The organism is Mesorhizobium opportunistum WSM2075 (genome assembly GCF_000176035.2).
GTDB classification, from domain to species: domain Bacteria; phylum Pseudomonadota; class Alphaproteobacteria; order Rhizobiales; family Rhizobiaceae; genus Mesorhizobium; species Mesorhizobium opportunistum.
Window position 1 is genome coordinate 1272052 of sequence record NC_015675.1, and the last position, 19666, is coordinate 1291717.

Here is a 19666-nt window from a genome sequence, read left to right on the forward strand (position 1 = left end):
CGAATGATGGTGAATATAAACTTAATGCGCCGAGATCGCGGCGTTTGATCAGGTGATCCGCTGAAGCAGGCCGAAAAGCCGTTCGAACGTCTTGCCATAGGGCGGGCGCAGCAGGGCGCCTGCGCTCAGGCGCGACTGCAGGAAGACCGGCTTCTCCTTGCTGAAGGTGCGGAAACCCCATTGCCCGTGATAAGCGCCCATGCCGCTGGCGCCGACACCGCCGAAGGGCTGGTTCTCCTGCACCAGATGCAGCATGCAGTCGTTGATGGTCACACCGCCGGCGACGGTTTCGCGCAGGATGCGCCGGCGGTTGCCGCTGTCGCGCCCGAACCAATAGAGCGCCAACGGGCGGTCGGCCCGGTTCACATGGTCGATCGCCTCGTCGATGGTGGCGTATTCGACGATCGGCAGCACCGGCCCGAAGATCTCCTCGCGCATCAGCCGCAGGTTCGGGCTGGCATTGCCGACCAGTGTCGGCAGGAGCTTGCGGCTGGTGGTGCCGAGATCTTCGCCGGCCGGGTTGATTTCCGTGACATCGGCGCCGGCATCGCGGGCCTCGGCGATCATGTCGCGCAGGCGCTGGTAGTGCCGGTCGCTGATGATGGCGGTGTAGTCGGGATTTTCGCGCATGGAGGGGTAGAGCCGCGCGATCGCCGTTGCGAGCTTGGCGGCGACCGTGCTTGCCTGTCCCCTGGGCACCAGCAGGTAGTCCGGCGCGATGCAGGTCTGTCCGGCATTCAAAAGCTTGCCGTAGGCGATGCTGGACACCGCCGCGTCGAGATCGCAGGACGGATCGAAGATCGCCGGCGACTTGCCGCCGAGTTCGAGCGTGACCGGGGTCAGATTGGCGGCCGCCGCGATCGCGACCTGGCGGCCGACCGCGGTCGAGCCGGTGAACAGCAGATGATCGAAAGGCATCGACACGAATGCCTTGCCCATCTCGGCATCGCCAGTGATGACGCTGAGCTCATCCGGGGCGAAATGCTCGCCGGCGAGTTTGGCGAGCAGCTCCGAGAAAGCGGGTGTCAGTTCCGACGGCTTGACGAGCACGCGGTTGCCGGCGGCAAGGGCTGCCGTCACTGGCGCGACGGCAAGTTGAAAAGGATAATTCCAGGGCGAGACGATGCCGACGACACCAAGCGGCTGCGCGACGAGGCGGTTCTTGCCCGGCAGGAACGGCAAGGTGGTGGCGACACGGCGCTCCCGCATCCAGCCTCTCAAATGGGACAGGGCGTGGCGAATGCCGGCACGCACGACAAACAGTTCGGCAAGGCGCGTCTCATGCGTCGAGCGGCCGCCAAAGTCGGTGTCGATCGCCGCGCAGATGTCGGCTTCATGCCGCTCGGTCAGCACCAGCAGGCGGTTCAGGCGGTCCTTGCGGACGTCGATGTCGGGAAAAGGCTGCTTCTCGAAGGCCCCGCGCTGGAGATGGAACCGCTCGCCGAGGATGTCCTGTCTCACCTGCAGCATCGTGCCCTCCCTGGCTTTTGCCGGCCAAGCTTACATCCGAGCGCGCAGGAATCCAGCGGGATGCAGGTGTCGCTGGGGAAGGCGCGTCCTCTGCCGGCGCGTCTCGAAGTGGGCAGGCTGCGACGGATGCGCTGATGCTTTCGGCCGGCCAGGAATGTGACCGACGGATTTATCGCAAAGATAGTACCCGAAGCACCGTTTGGATAAATGCCTCCAGCGCAGGAAGATTGTTGCCCTTGCGTCGTGTCAGGGCGACTTCGTAGGCAATAGGCGAGCCGTGGCCGACCAAGTCCCGAAACACCACGCCCTCGCGGCCTGTCTCGGCAAACAGGCTCGGCACAAGCGCGACCCCAAGCCCGGCCGCCACCAGACCGACAATGGTTTCCATTTGAACCGCACGCTGGACAATCCGTGGCGTGAAGCCGGCTTGAGCGCAAGCCCGCAGGATTGTCGAATGAAGGCCTGGGCCTTCCGCGGCTGGAAAGAGAACCCAGCCTTCGTCAGCGAGCGCGGCCAAGGTGAGCGGAGTGTGCAGTGCATTGGCCAGAGGGTGGCGGGCTGGAATGGCCGCGACCAGCCGGCTCCTGACTATCGTCTGTGTCAAGATACGTGGCTCGGCCCCGGATGGGAGTGGAAGAGCAACGATCCCGAGATCCATGCGGTCTTCCAGAAGTGCCGCGATCTGCCGAGCCGAAGGGGCTTCCTCGAGTTCCAGCACAACTCCCGGCTGACTTTCCCGGAATTCGGCAATCAGGGTCGGCAGCAATTGCCTCACAGCGCTAGCGACAAAACCGATGCGCAGCGAACCAATCTCCCCAGTGCCAGCACGTCGCGTGAGCGCGACGGCGCGTTCGGCCTGGTCGATCGTTCTTTGCGCCTCTTCGCGCAGCACTTCTCCTGCCGCCGTCAGACTGTTGATCCGGTTGGTGCGCTCGAACAGGCGAACGCCCAGTTCCGCCTCCATTTGCCGGATCGTGGCGGTGAGCGGCGGCTGAGCCATGTTCAGATGCTCAGCCGCTCGCCGGAAACTCATGGTTTCGGCGACGGCGAGGAATTGCTGGAATTGGCGCAAGCTCAGCATGCGATATCTTTATCATATCGTCGAGGCACATAAACAGTATTCGACATATCGCACTCCCACGACCATCTCGAAGACATCGGTCAATTCATGGGAGCTCGATATGTCAAAGGACAACAGGGTGGCGGTCATTACCGGCGGAGCCAGCGGCATTGGATTCGGCATAGCGCAAGCGATGCAGCAGGCGGGTTACGCGGTCGTTCTTGTCGGCCGTGACGAGAACCGCCTTGCCGAAGCCACGAGAAAACTCGGTTCGCAAGCCGCGTGGCGACGAGCGGATGTTGGGAATCGTCGTGAGGTTCAGGAGGCGTTGACCCAGCTGAACAAGGTGGACGTCCTCGTAAACGCCGCCGGCTTCACGCGAAGCGTCAGCCTCTCGACTCCGATCGAGGAGGCTGAGGCCGATTGGGATGCCCTCGTTGACGCCAATCTGAAAGGTAGTTTTCTGATGGCGCACGTCGCGGCACCATTGCTTGCAAGTCCGGGAGGCCGCGTCATCAACATCGGTTCGATAGGTGCGCAGACCGGCGGCAGCCGGCCAGGCAGCTTGGCCTATGCGGCCGCGAAATCCGGCCTGCATGGCCTGACCTATGCGCTGGCCCGCGAATTGGCTCCGCGCGCCATCACGGCAAACGCCGTCGCGCCGGGGTTCATCGCTGATACCGGATTCACCGGAGGCTGGCCGCGAGATCGCATCGCCGCGATCGTCGCCGAGACGCCAATGGCGCGGCCAGGGACACCGGCCGATATCGCCGGCGCGGTGCTCTGGTTGGCATCGGAGGCCGGCTCATTCGTCACCGGTGCGGTTATACCGGTCAATGGCGGGTGGCGAATAGGTTGAGCCGACGGCGGCATGTCGGCCGGGGCCGCTGCGCAGCCCGGATTCGAACCAACGAAAGGCGAAGAGCAACCTGTTCCGGTTGTGCTCCGAGGATAGCTGCGCTACTCCAAAGTGGAACTCGGAGAGTCTCTTGACCGGTTTTTACATCCTCTCCAATCCCCGAAAAATCGCTCGCCGCCCGGTGTCCGCCTGATGCCGGCACAGGCAGCGAGCATGCGGGCGGAGGATCCCAAGCGGCGCGTCCTGAAGGACGTGTTCGGCTTCGACGATTTCCGACCCGGCCAGGCCGCTGTCATGGACGCGCTGCTCGGCGGGCGCCATGTGCTGGCCGTGATGCCGACAGGGGCGGGCAAGTCGCTCTGCTACCAAGTGCCGGCGCTGGTCCTGGGCGGGCTCACCATCGTCGTTTCGCCGCTGGTGGCGCTGATGCAGGATCAGGTCGCCGCCTTGCGGCTGGCAGGCGTCGCCGCCGACACGATCAATTCCTCGCTCGACCGCGAGGCCAATGTCGCGGCCTGGCGCCGCGTGGCTTCTGGCCAGACGCGGCTGCTTTACCTGGCGCCGGAGCGGCTGATGACCGAGCGCATGCTCGAGGCGCTCGCCAGGCTCGACGTCAGCCTGATCGCGATCGACGAGGCGCATTGCATTTCGCAATGGGGCCCGGCGTTCCGGCGCGAATATGAGGATTTGTCGCGGCTGCGCGGCATTTTTGCGAAAGTGCCGATCATCGCCGTGACGGCGACCGCGGATGAGAGCACGCGCACCGACATCGCCGTCCGGCTGTTCGCCGAGCGTGTCGAAACGATGGTGCTGGGTTTCGACCGGCCCAACATCAAGCTCGCCATCGCGGCCAAGCAGGACAGCAAGCGCCAGCTGCTCAACTTCATCGAGCGTCATCCCGGCCGCAGCGGCATCGTCTATTGCCTGTCGCGCAAGAAGACGGAGGAGATGGCAGCTTTCCTGGAGAAGAATGGCGTCACCGCGCTCGCCTATCATGCCGGCATGACCAAGGACGCGCGTGAAGCGAACCAAAACGCCTTCATGACGCTCTCGGGCGTCGTCATGGTGGCGACCATCGCCTTCGGCATGGGCATCGACAAGCCCGATGTCGCCTATGTCTTCCACACCGATATGCCGGGCAGCCTCGAAGCCTATTATCAGGAGATCGGCCGCGCCGGCCGCGACGGGCGGGAGGCCGAGGCGCATATGTTGTTCGGCCTTGGCGACATCCGCATGCGCCGGCTGTTCATCGACGACGAGGATGCGTCGCCCGAGCACAAGAGGCGCTCGCATCGCCGGCTCGACACGCTGATCGGCTATTGCGAGACGGCGCAATGCCGCCGCCAGGTGCTGCTCGGCTATTTCGGCGAGGAAGCCCAGCCTTGCGGCAATTGCGACAATTGCCTCGACCAGGTGCCGCGCGCCGATGGCGCCGCCGAGGCGCGCATCATCCTGGCCGCGGTCTCGCAGAGCGGCGAACGCTTCGGCGCCGCCCACGTCATCGACATCCTGACCGGCCATGAAACCGAGAAGGTGCTGGCCAGGGGTCATGAGAGGCTCGCCAGCTTCGGCAGCGGCGTGGCGCACAAGAAGGATTTCTGGATGTCGCTGATCCGCCAGCTTGTCGCTGGCGGGTTCCTGGAACCGGACCCGAGCGGCCATGGCGGCCTCGCCATCGCCGATAAGGGGCATGCGCTCGGTCGGGGCGAGGTGGCGTTCCACTACCGCGTCGAGGTGCGCGGCCGAGCCTTGCGCAAGATGCGAGCGGCCGAGGGTTCGAGAGCCGAAGGCGTCGATGCCTCGTTGCTTGCCACGCTCAAATCCGTGCGGCTGCGATTGGCGAAAGAGCGCCAGGTGCCGGCCTATGTGGTGTTTTCCGATCGCACGCTGATCGACATGGCCGAGCGCTGCCCGCGCGATCTCGACGCCTTCGCCGAAGTGAATGGCGTGGGCGCGGCGAAGCTCAAGGAGTTCGGCCAGGCTTTTCTCGCGGCAATCGCGGCGCACCAGTCCGATGGGTCGGCCTGAACGCCCCACCAAATCCTTTGCCGGCAGTCGTCACATCTGTATCGACATGCCGCCATCGACGGTCAGCACATGCCCGTTGACGAAAGACGCGGCGTCGCTGGCGAGGAAAAGTGCGGCACCGGCAATTTCCCGCGGCTGCCCCCAGCGCTGCAGCGGAACCCGCTGGCGGGCGAAGGCAACCAAATCGGGGTCTGCCGCCATCGCGGCATTGGTCTCGGTGGCGAACATGCCTGGCGCGATGGCGTTGCTGGTCACGCCGTGGGCGCCATATTCGACAGCCATGCTGCGCATCAGCCCGGTCAGTCCTTGCTTGGCCGCGGGATAGATGGCGTCGCCGGGCCGCGCCATCTCGCCGACGATCGAGGTCACCGCGATCAGCCGGCCGTGGCCCTGGGCTTTCATGATCCGCGCCGCATCGCGCGACAGCGAGATCGCCGATAAAAGATCCGTCCTGATCAGGTCGAGGATGTCATCGTCGTTGAAAGCGGCCAGCGGCCGCCTGTCGCGGGCGCCGACATTGTTGACGAGGATATCGAGGCGGCCGTGGGCCTTGCGGATATCGGCGATCGCGGAACACCCGGCCTCGATGTCGGCGATGTCGAAGGTGACGGCCTGGGCGCTGCCGCCACTCTCGGCAATGGCGGCGACGGCGGCATCGAGCGTTGCGGCTGTGCGTCCCGTGACAACGACATGGGCTCCGGCTTCGGCAAAGGCGAGCGCGATCTCGAAACCAAGCCCGCGCCCGCCGCCGGTGATCAGCGCCACGCGCCCCTTCAGGGAAAATCTGTCGAAAATGCTCAAGCGGGCCTCTACGCGCACAGGACGGCAGTACCGATCCCATGCGGCAATCGGCGGCTCAGCCTACTGTTCCATCGAAGCCGATGAAAATAAACTTAATGCGCGGTCGCGTGCGTGCTGCGCCACGCTCAAGGCGTTGTTCTCCGATCGGACCCTGATCGACATGGCTGAGCGCCGCCCGCCCAGCTCGACGCCTTCGCCGAAGTGAAAGGCGTCGGGCGGCGAAGCCTAGGACCTTCGGCCAGGTTTTTCGGGACGCGATCGCCGTGCACGAATCCGATGTCTGACGACGCTGTTTTTTCTGATTGTGCCGCTTTTTTATGCACGACTTGCAAAGTCTGCCCGGTTACTTCCCTGATGCTGTTGCCAGGAAGCAACAAGCCAGTATGAAAAGCCGGCGCCACGAACGCCGCTCTTGCTCTCCTTCGCAATCGGGCTTTCTACTGCAGGTGGCACACGGATTCTCGTTCAAAGCCTTCATAAATCATGATGAGACACGCCTTGGGTCGTTGCAGTCGGCGCACCTTGCCGATGTTGTTGCGCCGATAGGGCGCGCGACGGTCTTTTCGTGAGGGCAAGGCATGTCTGGCGTGACAATTCCGGGCGCGGCTCGTCGGTGCACCGATCGTCGAATTTCGCTTGGGGAAGCAATAATGTTGGGAATACTGGGCAGGGGTTGCCGCGCGTTTCAATCTGCAACGGCGCTCGGCGGCACCAGGCTGGCCGCGCCAGTCGGGCTGGCTCTTTCGTTGGCGCTGGTTGCGCCCGCATTTGCGGACGGCGGCAGGGGAGGCGGCACTGGCGGCGGCGGGACAACGGGCGTGTCCGGTGGTGCGGATAGCGCGACCGGTGCCGGCGGCGACGGTAGCACCGGCATTAACGACGCAGGCATCGCCTCCGGCGGCGGCGGCGGCGGCGCCGGGGTGACGGGCGGAAGCGGCGGGGATGGATTTAGTAGCCCGGCCGCCGGCGGCGCGGGCGGCACCACCGCAGGCGCCAATGGCGGCGATGGCAGCAACGCCAGCAGCGGCGGAACGGGTGGTGGCGGCGGCGGCGGCGGTGCCCATGGCGCGGTCGTTTCGACCTCGGGAGCGCTTTCCAGCGTCGGCGGAAACGGCGGAAACGGTGGAAATGGACCGCCAGGCCCCGGTGGATCCGGCCCCGTTGGCGGTGGCGGCGGCGGTGGCGGCGGCGGCTACGGAGCGGTGGTCACCGGGAGCGGCCTGTCGCTGACCAACAGCGGGACCGTGGCAGGCGGCAAGGGTGGCAATGGCGGTGACGGTGGCTCCGGCGGCGGCAGCCCTGGCGACGGCGGCAGCGGTGGGATCGGGCTCGATCTCACCGGCACATCCAACTCCCTGGTGAACACCGGCACGATCACAGGCGGCGCGGGCGGGACAAGCGGCGTCGTCCGCAATGCGAATAACTGGTCTCACAACGGCGCGGCAGGCTTGGGCGGCGTCGGTATCCGCGGCGCCGGTCTGACCATCGTCAACAGCGGCACGATCTCGGGTGGGCTCTCGGGCGATGGAGTGACGCGCGCCAATGCCATCAGCTTCACCGGCGGGATCAACACCCTGGAACTGCAGGCAGGCACCGACATCCTCGGCAACGTGGTTGCGTTCAGTGCTGCCGACACCCTACGGCTCGGGGGGGCTGCCAACAGCAGCTTTGACGTGTCGCAGATCGGCGCCAGTGCGCAGTATCAGGGTTTTGGCATATTTCAGAAGACTGGCAGCAGCACCTGGACGCTGACCGGGACCAACACTGCCGCGCAGTCCTGGACCATTGATGCAGGTATCTTGTCGGTGAACGGCACGATCACCAGTGCCACCATGACCGTGAACGCTGGCGGCGCGCTGGGGGGTGCCGGCACGGTTGGCAACACAACGATCGCGGGCGGCGTTCTGGCGCCGGGCAACTCGATCGGCACCATCACCGTCGCGGGGGACCTCGTGTTCGGCGCCGGCTCTACATACAGCGTCGAGGTTTCGCCAGTCACGGCCGACCGCACCAACGTTACCGGTACCGCCAACCTCTCGGGCGGCACGGTGGAAGTAACTTATCTGCCGGGCACCTTCGTGGCCAAGAGCTATACCATCCTGCATGCCGACGGGGGGCTGGGGAGCACTGCATTCGCAGGCTTCGACGCTCCTACACTGCCGGGCCTTACAAGCAGCCTCGTCTATGACTATACGGCGAACAACGTTTATCTGCAGACGACCGCCGAGGCGATCATTGGCGTCGGCCTTAACGAGAACCAGAAGAGCGTCGACACGGCGCTCATCGACTATTTCAATCAGAACGGCGCATTGCCCGGCGCGTTTGCCGGGCTTGACGCGAACGGGTTATCCCAGCTCTCCGGCGAGGTGGCGGCCGGTGCCGTCAATGCCGGCATCGACAGCGCCGACCAGTTCATCAACGCGCTCGATGCCCAGGCAGTTCAGGGCGAGGCGGCGTCGTCCGGCGGCGGCACGGCGACAGCCTATGCGGTAGATGAGGCGGGCGGCGGCAAGGACCGGTTCGCGGCGCTCGGCATGAAGGCCAGCCACAATGCAGATCTGGTGGGGTCTGTCTTCGCCAGCCGCTGGCAGGCATGGGGCGCCGTCTATGGCGGTGCGCAGAAGATCGGCGGCGATGCCATCGTCGGTTCGCACGACACGAATGCGGACATTTTTGGCGTCGCCGGCGGCATCGTCAGGAACTGGGGCGACAGCCGTCTCGGCGTCGCGATCGGCGGCGGTTCGTCCAGCTTCTCGCTGTCGGATGATCTCGGCTCCGGCCGTGCCGACACCTTCAATGTCGGCGTTTTCGGCCGGCAGGGTTTTGGCGATGCCTATATCGCCGGCGTGCTGGCGTACGGGTTCAACGACACCAACACCAGCCGGACTGTGCCGGGCGACACGCTGGAGGCTTCCTTCAACGCGCAGACTTGGTCGGGACGCGTCGAGGGCGGCTATCGCTTCGCCACGCCGGTCGCAGTGCTGACGCCCTACGCCGCATTCCAGGCGACAGCCTATCGCCTGCCGGATTATGCCGAGACCAGCGCCGGTTCCGGCGATTTCGCGCTCGGCTACGGATCCCAGACGACCACGGCGACGCGTTTCGAACTGGGCCTCAACCTCGACAAGGACATCGCGCTGCAGGACGGAGCAAAGCTGACGCTGTCAGGCCGCGCCGCCTGGGCAATCAACGGCAGCACAGGCCGCACGGTGACGGCAACGTTCCAGAACCTGCCCGGCGCGACCTTCACCATCGACGGAGCCGAGCCGGACACCAACGCCGCCCTCGTCAATGCGAGCGCGACGTACACATCGGGCTCCGGCCTGTTTGCTTCGCTCGGCTTCCAGGGCGAGTTCTCGGGCAATGTCCAGAGCTATGCCGGCAAAGCAAAGATCGGGATCAGCTGGTAAGCGATCGGGATCAGCTGGCCGCGGCCAGCAGGATGAGCAAGGTGACGAGATGTCGGGGACCGGGTTGGTTCGGCTGACGCCCAAAGGGCGGCCGGTCTTCGACGCGAGGCAAACGGCGACTATGTGAAATCGGTTACGGAAGACCGGTGCCGGGCACTTTACACAGCCGCATGCAGAACATGCCGCTCGTGACGGTCGCCTTCGTATCAGTGCTCGGCATGGCGGTTCCAGGGCCGGATGTCGTGCTGGCCATCACCAACGGCTCACGCTACGGCGTCAGGAACGCCTTCATCGCCATGGCCGGCGTGGTGCTTTCCGACTTCGTCCTCATCTGCATGGTTGGGCTCGGCTTCGGCGCGCTTCTGCTGGCCTCGGAACTCTATCTCTCCGCGCTCAGGATGGTTGGCGCCGGCTATCTGCTTTTCGTCGCGGTCCGCACGCTCCGCATCTCCACCGCGTCCCGACCTGCCATCGATCCCGCCATTCTCCAAAAGACCCAGTCGACCAAGGCCCTCATTCTGCGTTGCTTCGTGGTGGCGGTCACGAACCCCGAGGCTTGGCTGTTTTTCCCCGCCATCCTGCCACCCTTTGTCGACACCAACGAGCCGATTGCGATGCAATATGCCGTTCTGGCCATCATCATCGCAGTGGCGGATGTCTTGGTGCTGATGCTCTACGCGACCCTTGGCTCACGGGCGGTCAAGCTCCTGGCCGGCCCCAACGCCGTGTGGATAGATCGACTCTATGGTCTTGCCCTACTCGTTCTTTCGAGCGTTCTCATCCTGCAGGCCCTGGGCCATCTTTGAGGTGGCTCCGAGGCGGTCTCCCCCAAGTGTCTCGTTTGGATTTAGACCCTCGACGAGGAGTAGATTCGTGTCGCACTCCAGATTGACAGCTCAATGCGCGTCGCGCTCTATTCAGCGCGGGTTAGGAGCAGGGGGCATCATGAAAGCCAATTCCATCGCGCTCGCGCTGTCGTGCGGGGTTCTGTCAGCCTGCGCGGCCAGCAGTGCCATGAGAACGTCCGCCGATACCGCGATTATTCAATCTTCGGCCGCGCCAGTGTGCGGTGGCATCGGGGCAGCACGCGTTGCCGAAAAGCAGGCAGCAATTGAGACGTTGAAGGCCGGATATGACCGCTACATCATTTATAACGCGGCAGCGAGCAACGACATTCGGGTAACTCAAATGCCCGGGAGCTATCAGACCCAAGGCAGCGCTTCCGTGTACGGCAACACTGCGACATTCAACGCCAACACCCAATATGTGCCCGGCCCGACCATAGTTTCGGGCGGGCATCACCAAGCGCTCGGGGTGAAGATGTTCAAGGACAGTCAACCAGGAGCAGCACAGGCCCTTTCTGCACGCGATACGCTCGGGCCGGATTGGCAAAAGCTCTTGAAGGCGGGCACGGTCCATACTTGCACGTGACGACGCCTGTCAGCCTACGAACGCCGTTGAGAGTCCCCGAATACCCCCACCACCGGCTATGACGGGTGAGCGTCTTAGTCGCCCATAGTGTACCGGGAGCCGCTAAAGCGCTGTCCTTGTCAGTCGATCATGTTTGGAAGCTAGTTGACATGGGTGAACTGCCGTCCGTGAAAATTGGGAACGTCGGCTGATCGAGGCTGACAAGCTTCGAGCGTTCCTCAAAAACCATTACTGCCGGAGTTTCCTCGGTTTCTTGCGTTGCTCACAAGCCCGCTACGTTGAATACACGTTTGAAGCGGCAGCAAAGAAGCGTTGCGAGAGGTGGCGAAATTGCCACCTCCCGTGGGCTGCTAGAAAGCCTCATAAAATAGGTGAAGACGTTTCCACAGAAGGCAAAACCCCTCCCGGAAATCCCGAAGCCTCTTGGTCGTAACTACCTGCTGACGACGTTCTCCTACGTCCACGGGCAGCTTTGCAACCTGATAGATGTGGCCGTGCCCGAATGTCCCGATGGATGGTCCATGCCAAACATGCATATGAGCGAGCGTATTTCGATTTTTTACAGTGCGGTTGAAAGCGTTGCGAATGCGCTCCCACTCGACAACCGGGGGCACATCTGCAACTTTCGGCTCCCCAAACTGAGACGCCACAAGCGAACTGATCATGTTCATTCTGTCGCGAAGATTTTGGACTGAGAAAAAAGCTAGCGTAGCGTGCTCGATGTTGGCCGGTTTAAGTAGCTTGACGTATATCCGTGCTAGCAGATGCTCGACATTGCCCCACTCGGCCATTGCGCGGCCATATTCTACCATGAACTCCGGTTCATCGGTGGCGTAGTCGGGGCCAGCGGGGTCTGACCATTTTGCCATGACGCGCCCTCGCTTTATGTTCAATCTATGATTGGCGGCAAGAACAATGGCGGAGAGGGAGGGATTCGAACCCCCGATGGGCTTGCACCCATGCCGCATTTCGAGTGCGGTGCATTCGACCACTCTGCCACCTCTCCGCGGTCATGGTCGGCCGTTGCCGGCGCGGCGCACTAGATAACGGCTGAACGGGCAGGTTACAAGGCCAAATCCGCGGGGAAATTCAGCTTGCCGTCCGGGTCCGGCCGGGATCGAGATCATCCCGTCCCCGGCAGGCGATCGCGGCCGGTACGCCAGGGCCAGGGAAACAGGCCGTTTGCCTTGACTCGCGCTCAACCTTCGGTTAGGGACAGCGCGCAATCGGCGTGGAGGGTTCTTCCGCGCCGCTTGTTTTTTGAACCCGCAGACTGACAAAAAGACGGCCGAACCGCCAGAGGCGGTTCATCAAGGCCGACCGAACAGCGAAAGGCAAAAAATGTTCGCAGTCATCAAAACGGGCGGCAAGCAGTATCGCGTCGCCGCCAACGATCTCCTGAAGATCGAAAAAGTCGAAGCCAATGTCGGCGATATCGTCGAGATCGGCCACGTGCTCGCGCATGGCGAGGGCGAAAACGTCACGTTCGGCGCGCCGTTCGTCGATGGCGCTCTGGTCACGGCGGAAGTCGTCGAGCAAGGCAAGAACCGCACGGTCATCGCTTTCAAGAAGCGCCGCCGTCAGAATTCGCGCCGCAAGATCGGCCATCGCCAGCTTTTGACCACCGTGCGGATCTCCGAGATCCTGCTGGGTGGCGCAAAGCCGACGAAGACGGCCGCGGTGAAGGCGCCGAAGAAGGAAGCCAAGGCCGAACTGGCCTCCGAGGCAAAGGCCGAGGCCGCGCCGAAGGAAGCCAAGACCAAGAAGGAAGCTGCTCCGAAGGACGACGCAAACGCCGTGACCGCCGCCGCGCCGCTGTTCAAGGCGCCGAAGGGCGAGCCGGACGATTTGACCGTGATCAAGGGCATCGGCCCGGTCGCCGCCAAGGATCTCGCCGAGCAGGGCATCATCACCTTCGCGCAGCTCGCCAAGCTGACCGAAAAGGACGTCGCCAAGATCGACGAGCACATGCCGTTCAGCGCCGACCAGATCAAGGACTGGCGCGAACAGGCCAAGGAACTGGCGAAGAAGTAATTTTTCCGGCGACTGGGTCGCCGGATCGGACTTGAAACGGAACGCGAACGCGTTCATAAGGCCTTTTAGGCGCCTTGCGGCGCAACGGAGTTAGTTAGATGGCACACAAGAAAGCTGGCGGCTCGTCGCGCAACGGTCGCGACTCGCATTCCAAGCGTCTGGGCGTGAAGAAGTTCGGCGGCGAAGCCGTCATCCCGGGCAACATCATCATTCGTCAACGCGGCACGACCTGGCATCCCGGCGTCAATGTCGGCATGGGCACGGACCATACCCTTTTCGCGCTCGAATCCGGCGCCGTGATGTTCAACAAGAAAGCCAACGGCCGAACCTACGTATCGGTCAATCCGATTACCAAAGCCGCGGAGTAGCCGGTTCCGCACTAGAACACCGGCGCCCATCTCGGGAACCGGTGTCTGGCAAAACCAGGAAAAGGATCAGGGGAGATGGGTTTCCATCTCCCCTTTTTCTTGTGCCTGGAGGACTTTCAATGGTTGCCGAAGCGGAAGACACCGAAGACGAAAGTTACGCGATAGACTGCCCGGTGCTGGTCACCGAGCGGCTGGTGATGCGGGCGCCCTGCGAAAACGATGTCGCGCAACTGGTGGAGCTTGCCGACAACCGCCATGTCGCCGAAATGCTGGCGCGCATGCCGCACCCCTATGGCGAGGCCGAGGCGCGCGCCTTCCTCGCCATGACGAAGTCGCGCCGCGCCGGCATTGTCTATGCGCTGACGCTGGCCGGCACCGACACCTTCGTCGGCTGCGCGGGCTTAAACACCACCGATCGCGGGCTGGAGCTCGGCTACTGGATCGGCGAGCCCTATTGGAAGAAGGGCTATGCGACCGAAGCGGCCCACGCGCTGGTCGATCTCGCCTTCCAGAAGACCTCGATCCAGGTGCTGCATGCCTCGACCCGGGTCATCAATCCGGCCTCGCGCCGGGTGATCCATAAGTGCGGTTTCCAGTATGCCGGCCAGGGCATGCTGAATTCGATCGTCGCCGGCCAGGTGCCGGTCGAGCGCTATCGGCTGGATCGCAAGACCTGGATCAGCCTGCGGAACTGGGTGCATTTCTAGATGGGGCGATATTCAGGTGAGGCCGGCCTGCAAACGATGGTTTTCTGCGCTTCCGGTGCTCACGGACTTCATGTCCGCTCCGCTCCGGTTCTCGGAAACCATCGTTTTCGACTCGGCCTGACCTGAATCTCGCCCCATCTCGGCGCGTGCCGCAAACCAAAGGTTTTGAACGAAGCCTAAGTCAGCCCAGTTCGGCCCAGACGGGCAAATGGTCCGAGCCGACCGCTTGGCGGTCGACCCACAGACGCTTCAGGGATCGGGCAAGCGAGGCGCTGGTGAAGATATAGTCGATGCGCTTGTGGCGGCTGGCATCCTCGGGCCGTTTGGGATCGACCCAGGTGGCGAGATCGGCCACATCGAGGCGCACAGCGGCATCGACGGCAAAGTCGGCGGTCAACGGCATGCCGAATTCATGGTCCGGGCGGCCGGCGAGTTCGACATATTCGGGCGAGCCGGCCAGCATGTTGAAATCGCCCATGCCGACAAAGGCTTCCGGATGCGGCAATTCCGGCAGGCCGATCTCGGCGACGCCGGACAATGCGCCGCCTTCGAGCGCGTAGTTCAAGAGGCGCTGGCGCAGGAACTGGATCTGGCTGGCGCGTTCGACCGGGCTGCGGTGATCGAGATGGATGGAATAGAAGCGGATGAAACCGAGCGGCGTCTCTATCAGCGCTTCCAGCGCGCCGCGTTGGAAGTTCATCATCTCGAAGCTGCGGCTGCGCGGAAGAAGCAGGTTGCGCGACAGATGAATGGGCGTCTTCGACAGCACCATATTGCCGAGCTGGAAGGTCGTGGTGATGGCGCGCCCATCCTCGATGCGCGAACCGATATTGGCCTCGAAATTGCTGCCATAGACGGCAAAGTAGTCGGGCAGCGCCTCGCCGATCTCGGCGACCATGTCGCGGCCGCCGTTCCTCGGATTGTTGCGGGTAACCTCCTGCAGCGCGATGACGTCGGCGCCGCGCACGGTTTCGGCGATGCGCCCGACATCGTACTGTCCGTCGAGACCGACGCCGTACTGGATGTTGTAGGTTACAAGCTTCATTCCGCCATCTCCGGCCAACCCCATGCGGCCATTGTCACAAAACGGCCTCGCCCTTGGCCGCGCCTTGGTTTAGAGCAAGGCCTAAGGTTTAGAGCAATGCCGCAAGGCCAATAAAGAAACTGCGATCCATGAAATTTCTCGATCAAGCCAAGGTCTATGTCCGCTCCGGTGACGGGGGCGCCGGTTCGGTGTCGTTCCGGCGCGAAAAATTCATCGAGTTCGGCGGGCCGGACGGCGGCGATGGCGGGCGTGGCGGCGATGTCTGGCTGGAAGCGGTCGACGGGCTGAACACGCTGATCGACTATCGCTACCAGCAGCATTTCAAGGCCAAGACCGGTGTCCATGGCATGGGCCGCAACATGACGGGGGCCAAGGGCGCCGACGTCACGCTCAAGGTGCCGGCCGGAACGCAGGTGTTCGAGGAGGACAATGAGACGCTGATCTGCGACCTGACCGTCGTCGGCCAGCGCTTCCTGCTCGCCAAGGGCGGCAATGGCGGCTTCGGCAACCAGCATTTCAAGACCTCGACCAACCAGGCACCGCGCCGCGCCAATCCCGGCCTGCCGGGCGAAGAGCTTAACATCTGGCTGCGGCTGAAGCTGATCGCCGATGCCGGCCTTGTCGGGCTGCCCAATGCCGGCAAGTCGACATTTCTGGCCGCCGTCACCGCGGCCAAGCCGAAGATCGCCGACTATCCGTTCACGACGCTGCATCCCGGCCTCGGCGTCGCCCGCATCGACGCGCGCGAATTCGTCATCGCCGATATTCCGGGCTTGATCGAAGGCGCGCATGAAGGCGTCGGCATCGGCGACCGCTTCCTCGGCCATGTCGAGCGCACGCGCGTGCTGCTGCACCTGGTCTCGGCGCAGGAAGAAAATCCGGGCAAGGCCTACAAGACCGTGCGCGCCGAGCTCGATGCCTATGGCCATGGCCTGATCGAGAAGGCCGAGATCCTGGCTCTTTCGCAGGTCGATACGCTCAATGCCGATGAGCGCAAGAAGAAGGTCGCTTCGCTGAAGCGCGCCGCCGGCCGTGCACCGATGCTTCTGTCCGCCGTCACCGGCGAAGGCGTCGAGGCGGTGCAGCGCGCCCTGATGACGGTGATTGCCGAGGCTCGCGCGCAAGCTCTTCCCGTGGTCGAGACGCGCTGGGAAAAGTAGGGCATGCAGTCGCTCAGGAAATACCGGCGCATCACCGTCAAGATCGGCTCGGCGCTGCTCGTCGATCGCGCGGCGGGTCTCAAGCGCGACTGGCTGGCCTCGCTCGCCGACGATATTGCGGTGCTGGCCGATGGCGGTGCGGAAATCCTCGTCGTGTCCTCCGGCGCCATCGCACTCGGCCGCACCATCCTCGGCCTCGGCAAGCGTGCCCTGAAGCTCGAGGAAAGCCAGGCCGCGGCCGCCGTCGGACAGATCGCGCTCGCCGGCGCCTGGTCGGATGCGCTCGGCAAGGGCGCCCTGAAATCAGGCCAGATTCTCTTGACCCTTGGCGACACAGAGGAACGCCGCCGCTATCTCAACGCCAGGGCGACGATCTCGACATTGCTCAAGATGAAGGCGGTGCCGGTCATCAACGAGAACGACACGGTCGCCACCTCCGAAATCCGCTATGGCGACAATGACCGGCTGGCCGCGCGCGTCGCCACGATGATGGGCGCCGACCTCCTGGTGCTGCTCTCCGACATTGACGGGCTCTACACCGCGCCGCCGGCGCGCGACCCGCAAGCCAAGTTCATCCCCGTGGTCGACCGCATCACATCCGATATCGAAGCCATGGCGGGAGCCGCCGCTTCCGAACTGTCGCGCGGCGGCATGCGCACGAAGCTCGATGCCGGCAAGATCGCCACGGCCGCCGGCACGGCGATGATCATCACATCGGGGACGCGGCTGTCGCCGCTGATGGCGATCGAGCGCGGCGAACGCGCCACCTTCTTCCGGCCGAGCGCCAATCCGGTCAAGGGCTACAAGACCTGGATCGCCGGCCAGCTCGAGCCGGCCGGCCGGCTGACGGTCGATGCCGGCGCCATCGGCGCGCTGCTGTCCGGCAAATCGTTGCTGCCGGCCGGCGTCAAGCTGGTCAGCGGCAATTTCTCGCGGGGCGACACCGTGGCGATCCTGTCGCCAGAGGGCCGCGAGATCGCGCGCGGACTGGTTGCCTACGATGCCGCCGATGCCGTAAGGATCGCTGGCCTGAAGACAGCCGAGATCGAAACCATTCTCGGCTACGAAGCGCGTTCGGCGATGATCCACCGCGACGATTTGGTGGTCAATCACGCCGGAGACGACACAAGCGGAGGATGAGCCATGCTGAAACTGCATGAAAAATCCGGGGACGACACCGTGGCGCTGATGGCCGATATCGGCCGCCGTGCCCGCGCTGCCGCCCGGCCGCTGGCCATCGCCACCACCGCCGCCAAGAATGCCGCCCTCCTCGCAATGGCCAAGGCGATCGTCGCCCGCGAGCAGGAGATTCTCGACGCCAACGCCATCGATGTCTCGAATGGCCATGAGTCCGGGCTATCCGCTTCCTTCATGGACCGGCTGAAGCTCGATCCGGTGCGTATCCATGCCATGGCCGAAGGGATTCGCGAGATCGCGGAACTCAAGGATCCCGTCGGCGACGTCATCGCCGCCTGGGAGCGGCCGAACGGCCTGCAGATCGAGCGCGTGCGTACGCCGCTCGGCGTCGTCGGCGTCATCTATGAGAGCCGCCCGAACGTGACGGCGGATGCCGGCGCGCTCTGCCTCAAGGCCGGCAATCCGGTGATCCTGCGCGGCGGCTCGGATTCGCTCAATTCGTCTTCCGCCATCCACGCCTGCCTTGTCGAAGGCCTGAAGGCGGCCGGCCTGCCGGAAGATGCCATCCAGTTGGTGCCGACCACCGACCGCGCCGCTGTCGGCGAGATGCTGAAGGGGCTTGGCGGCACGCTCGACGTCATCATCCCGCGCGGCGGCAAAAGCCTTGTCGGGCGGGTGCAGAGCGAGGCGCGTGTGCCGGTCTTTGCCCATCTCGAAGGCATCTGCCACCTCTACATCGACCGCTCGGCCGATCTCGACATGGCGGTCAGGATCGCCGTCAACGCCAAGATGCGGCGCACCGGCGTCTGCGGCGCCGCCGAGACATTGCTGGTCGACCGTGCCGTGGCGTCGACGCATCTGGTGCCGATCCTCGACGCGCTGCGCGCCGCCGGCTGCGAGATCCATGCCGATGCCGAAGTGCTGAAGCTGTTTTTCGACGCCAGGCCGGCTGATGATGCCGACTGGGTGACCGAATATCTGGACGCCATCATCGCGGTGAAGCTGGTCGACGGCGTCAGCGGTGCGATCGACCATATCGAGACCTTCTCCTCGCATCACACGGAGGCGATTGTCGCCGAGGATGCACGAGCGGTGGAGCGGTTCTTCAATGAGATCGATTCGGCGATCCTGCTGCACAATGCCTCGACCCAGTTCGCCGATGGCGGCGAGTTCGGAATGGGCGCCGAGATCGGCATCGCCACCGGCAAGATGCATGCGCGCGGACCGGTCGGCGTCGAACAGCTGACATCGTTCAAATACCGCGTGCGCGGGTCGGGACAGGTGAGGCCTTGACGATTTTTGTCGTTAGAGCGTGAAGCGTTGCGCCCAGGCACCCCCCTCTGTCCTGCCGGACATCTCCCCCGCAAGGGGGGAGCTTGGCTGGCATTTCGGATTTCGCCAATCTTCAGCGCTGCAAGATTTACCTCTTCGCCGAAATTGCTGATCTCCCCCCTTGCGGGGGAGATGCCCGGCAGGGCAGAGGGGGGTGCTTAGCGCGATGCTATCTCCTTCCCCGCCCCCAGCACCCTCCGCCTACCTCAAAATGCCGCATGCCGAAAAAGGCCTGGCCGTCGGTCTGTTCGGCGGCTCGTTCAATCCGCCGCATGCCGGCCATGCGCTGGTCGCCGAGATCGCGCTGAGGCGCCTGGCGCTCGACCAGTTGTGGTGGATGGTGACGCCGGGCAATCCGCTGAAGAACACGCGCGAACTGGCGCCGCTGACCGAGCGGCTGCAATTGTCGGAGCGGATCGCCAAGAACCCGAAGATCAAGGTCACCGCCTTCGAGGCGGCGCATCACGTGCGCTACACCGCCGACACGTTGGCGCTGGTCAAGGCGCGCAATCCCGGCGTCGATTTCGTCTGGATCATGGGCGCCGACAGTTTGCGCGACTTCCATCACTGGCAGCGCTGGCGCGAGATCGTGCTGACCTTCCCGATCGCGGTCATCGACCGACCGGGGGCGACGCTGTCGTTCCTGTCGTCGGTCGTGGCCAAGACCTTCGACTATGCCCGCGTCGACGAGGGCGACGCGCCGCGGCTTGCGCGCATGAAAGCGCCGGCCTGGACCTTCATCCACGGCCCGCGCTCGTCGCTGTCGTCGAGCGCGATCCGCCGGATGGCAAAGGGATAGGGTCTCGCACCGCCGATGTCGCTTT

Annotated in this window: 17 protein-coding genes and 1 tRNA gene; 12 read left to right on the top strand and 6 right to left on the bottom strand. The window is 64.1% G+C overall.

Translation table 11 applies throughout. The features are described 5' to 3' along the window. Positions 1-48: 48 nt before the first annotated feature. A complete protein-coding gene (locus MESOP_RS06045; protein ID WP_013892445.1) occupies positions 49-1470 on the bottom strand; it encodes a coniferyl aldehyde dehydrogenase in 1422 nt (473 codons plus the stop codon). Positions 1471-1639: 169 nt separating this feature from the next. After that, positions 1640-2551: a LysR family transcriptional regulator gene (locus tag MESOP_RS06050; protein ID WP_013892446.1), complete on the bottom strand. Its 912-nt coding sequence runs from the start codon at positions 2549-2551 to the stop codon at positions 1640-1642. On the opposite strand from MESOP_RS06050, the gene MESOP_RS06055 reads away from it, so the two are divergent. Then, positions 2502-3389: an SDR family NAD(P)-dependent oxidoreductase gene (locus tag MESOP_RS06055; protein ID WP_210160829.1), complete on the top strand. Its 888-nt coding sequence runs from the start codon at positions 2502-2504 to the stop codon at positions 3387-3389. The two genes, MESOP_RS06050 and MESOP_RS06055, sit on opposite strands and share 50 nt — an antisense overlap. Positions 3390-3581: 192 nt before the next feature. After that, positions 3582-5417: a DNA helicase RecQ gene (recQ, locus tag MESOP_RS06060; RefSeq protein WP_041164013.1), complete on the top strand. Its 1836-nt coding sequence runs from the start codon at positions 3582-3584 to the stop codon at positions 5415-5417. Between the two features lie 30 nt (positions 5418-5447). Here recQ and MESOP_RS06065 read toward each other — a convergent pair whose 3' ends face one another. Beyond that, a complete protein-coding gene (locus MESOP_RS06065; protein WP_013892449.1) occupies positions 5448-6218 on the bottom strand; it encodes an SDR family oxidoreductase in 771 nt (256 codons plus the stop codon). A 650-nt stretch (positions 6219-6868) separates the two neighbouring features. Between MESOP_RS06065 and MESOP_RS06075 the strand changes: the two genes are divergently transcribed. From MESOP_RS06075 to MESOP_RS06085, 3 genes are all read left to right on the top strand, one after another. Next, positions 6869-9628 carry an autotransporter outer membrane beta-barrel domain-containing protein gene (locus MESOP_RS06075; protein WP_013892450.1) on the top strand — a complete coding sequence of 920 codons (2760 nt, stop codon included), beginning with the start codon at positions 6869-6871 and terminating at the stop codon, positions 9626-9628. Positions 9629-9774: 146 nt separating this feature from the next. Then, on the top strand, positions 9775-10434 hold the full coding sequence (locus MESOP_RS06080; protein ID WP_013892451.1) for a LysE family translocator: 660 nt from the start codon (positions 9775-9777) through the stop codon (positions 10432-10434). 139 nt (positions 10435-10573) lie between these two features. After that, positions 10574-11059, top strand: coding sequence for a hypothetical protein (locus tag MESOP_RS06085; RefSeq protein WP_013892452.1), 486 nt, complete (start codon positions 10574-10576; stop codon positions 11057-11059). 350 nt (positions 11060-11409) lie between these two features. On the opposite strand, the gene MESOP_RS06090 is transcribed toward MESOP_RS06085, so the two are convergent. Both MESOP_RS06090 and MESOP_RS06095 read right to left on the bottom strand, forming a co-directional pair. After that, positions 11410-11928, bottom strand: a complete 519-nt coding sequence (locus tag MESOP_RS06090) for a hypothetical protein (RefSeq protein ID WP_013892453.1) — start codon at positions 11926-11928, stop codon at positions 11410-11412. Between the two features lie 47 nt (positions 11929-11975). After that, a tRNA-Ser gene (locus tag MESOP_RS06095) sits at positions 11976-12065 on the bottom strand. A gap of 335 nt (positions 12066-12400) precedes the next feature. Between MESOP_RS06095 and MESOP_RS06100 the strand changes: the two genes are divergently transcribed. From MESOP_RS06100 to MESOP_RS06110, 3 genes are all read left to right on the top strand, one after another. Beyond that, positions 12401-13093, top strand: a complete 693-nt coding sequence (locus MESOP_RS06100) for a 50S ribosomal protein L21 (protein ID WP_013892454.1) — start codon at positions 12401-12403, stop codon at positions 13091-13093. 98 nt (positions 13094-13191) lie between these two features. Further along, on the top strand, positions 13192-13461 hold the full coding sequence (rpmA, locus tag MESOP_RS06105) for a 50S ribosomal protein L27 (RefSeq protein WP_013892455.1): 270 nt from the start codon (positions 13192-13194) through the stop codon (positions 13459-13461). A gap of 119 nt (positions 13462-13580) precedes the next feature. Then, the gene (locus MESOP_RS06110) at positions 13581-14168 is read left to right on the top strand and encodes a GNAT family N-acetyltransferase (protein WP_013892456.1); all 588 of its coding nucleotides are present in this window, start codon (positions 13581-13583) and stop codon (positions 14166-14168) included. 181 nt (positions 14169-14349) lie between these two features. Here MESOP_RS06110 and MESOP_RS06115 read toward each other — a convergent pair whose 3' ends face one another. Further along, positions 14350-15213 (bottom strand): endonuclease/exonuclease/phosphatase family protein, encoded by an 864-nt coding sequence (locus MESOP_RS06115; protein ID WP_013892457.1) that lies wholly within the window; start codon positions 15211-15213, stop codon positions 14350-14352. Between the two features lie 128 nt (positions 15214-15341). Between MESOP_RS06115 and obgE the strand changes: the two genes are divergently transcribed. The 4 genes from obgE (at position 15342) to MESOP_RS06135 (ending at position 19641) form a co-directional block, all read left to right on the top strand. Continuing rightward, positions 15342-16373 carry a GTPase ObgE gene (gene obgE, locus MESOP_RS06120; RefSeq protein WP_013892458.1) on the top strand — a complete coding sequence of 344 codons (1032 nt, stop codon included), beginning with the start codon at positions 15342-15344 and terminating at the stop codon, positions 16371-16373. Between the two features lie 3 nt (positions 16374-16376). Beyond that, positions 16377-17513 carry a glutamate 5-kinase gene (proB, locus tag MESOP_RS06125; RefSeq protein WP_013892459.1) on the top strand — a complete coding sequence of 379 codons (1137 nt, stop codon included), beginning with the start codon at positions 16377-16379 and terminating at the stop codon, positions 17511-17513. Between the two features lie 3 nt (positions 17514-17516). Beyond that, positions 17517-18803 (top strand): glutamate-5-semialdehyde dehydrogenase, encoded by a 1287-nt coding sequence (locus tag MESOP_RS06130; protein WP_013892460.1) that lies wholly within the window; start codon positions 17517-17519, stop codon positions 18801-18803. Positions 18804-19053: 250 nt separating this feature from the next. Further along, positions 19054-19641, top strand: a complete 588-nt coding sequence (locus MESOP_RS06135; RefSeq protein ID WP_041164015.1) for a nicotinate-nucleotide adenylyltransferase — start codon at positions 19054-19056, stop codon at positions 19639-19641. Positions 19642-19666 lie beyond the last annotated feature (25 nt).

Coding starts and splice junctions, on each gene's coding strand:
- MESOP_RS06045 (WP_013892445.1), bottom strand. CDS start 1,470: ATGCTGCAGGTGAGACAGGACATCCTCGGCGAGCGGTTCCATCTCCAG.
- MESOP_RS06055 (WP_210160829.1), top strand. CDS start 2,502: ATGGTTTCGGCGACGGCGAGGAATTGCTGGAATTGGCGCAAGCTCAGC.
- MESOP_RS06050 (WP_013892446.1), bottom strand. CDS start 2,551: ATGCTGAGCTTGCGCCAATTCCAGCAATTCCTCGCCGTCGCCGAAACC.
- recQ (WP_041164013.1), top strand. CDS start 3,582: ATGCCGGCACAGGCAGCGAGCATGCGGGCGGAGGATCCCAAGCGGCGC.
- MESOP_RS06075 (WP_013892450.1), top strand. CDS start 6,869: ATGTTGGGAATACTGGGCAGGGGTTGCCGCGCGTTTCAATCTGCAACG.
- MESOP_RS06085 (WP_013892452.1), top strand. CDS start 10,574: ATGAAAGCCAATTCCATCGCGCTCGCGCTGTCGTGCGGGGTTCTGTCA.
- MESOP_RS06090 (WP_013892453.1), bottom strand. CDS start 11,928: ATGGCAAAATGGTCAGACCCCGCTGGCCCCGACTACGCCACCGATGAA.
- MESOP_RS06100 (WP_013892454.1), top strand. CDS start 12,401: ATGTTCGCAGTCATCAAAACGGGCGGCAAGCAGTATCGCGTCGCCGCC.
- rpmA (WP_013892455.1), top strand. CDS start 13,192: ATGGCACACAAGAAAGCTGGCGGCTCGTCGCGCAACGGTCGCGACTCG.
- MESOP_RS06110 (WP_013892456.1), top strand. CDS start 13,581: ATGGTTGCCGAAGCGGAAGACACCGAAGACGAAAGTTACGCGATAGAC.
- MESOP_RS06115 (WP_013892457.1), bottom strand. CDS start 15,213: ATGAAGCTTGTAACCTACAACATCCAGTACGGCGTCGGTCTCGACGGA.
- obgE (WP_013892458.1), top strand. CDS start 15,342: ATGAAATTTCTCGATCAAGCCAAGGTCTATGTCCGCTCCGGTGACGGG.
- proB (WP_013892459.1), top strand. CDS start 16,377: ATGCAGTCGCTCAGGAAATACCGGCGCATCACCGTCAAGATCGGCTCG.
- MESOP_RS06130 (WP_013892460.1), top strand. CDS start 17,517: ATGCTGAAACTGCATGAAAAATCCGGGGACGACACCGTGGCGCTGATG.
- MESOP_RS06135 (WP_041164015.1), top strand. CDS start 19,054: ATGCCGCATGCCGAAAAAGGCCTGGCCGTCGGTCTGTTCGGCGGCTCG.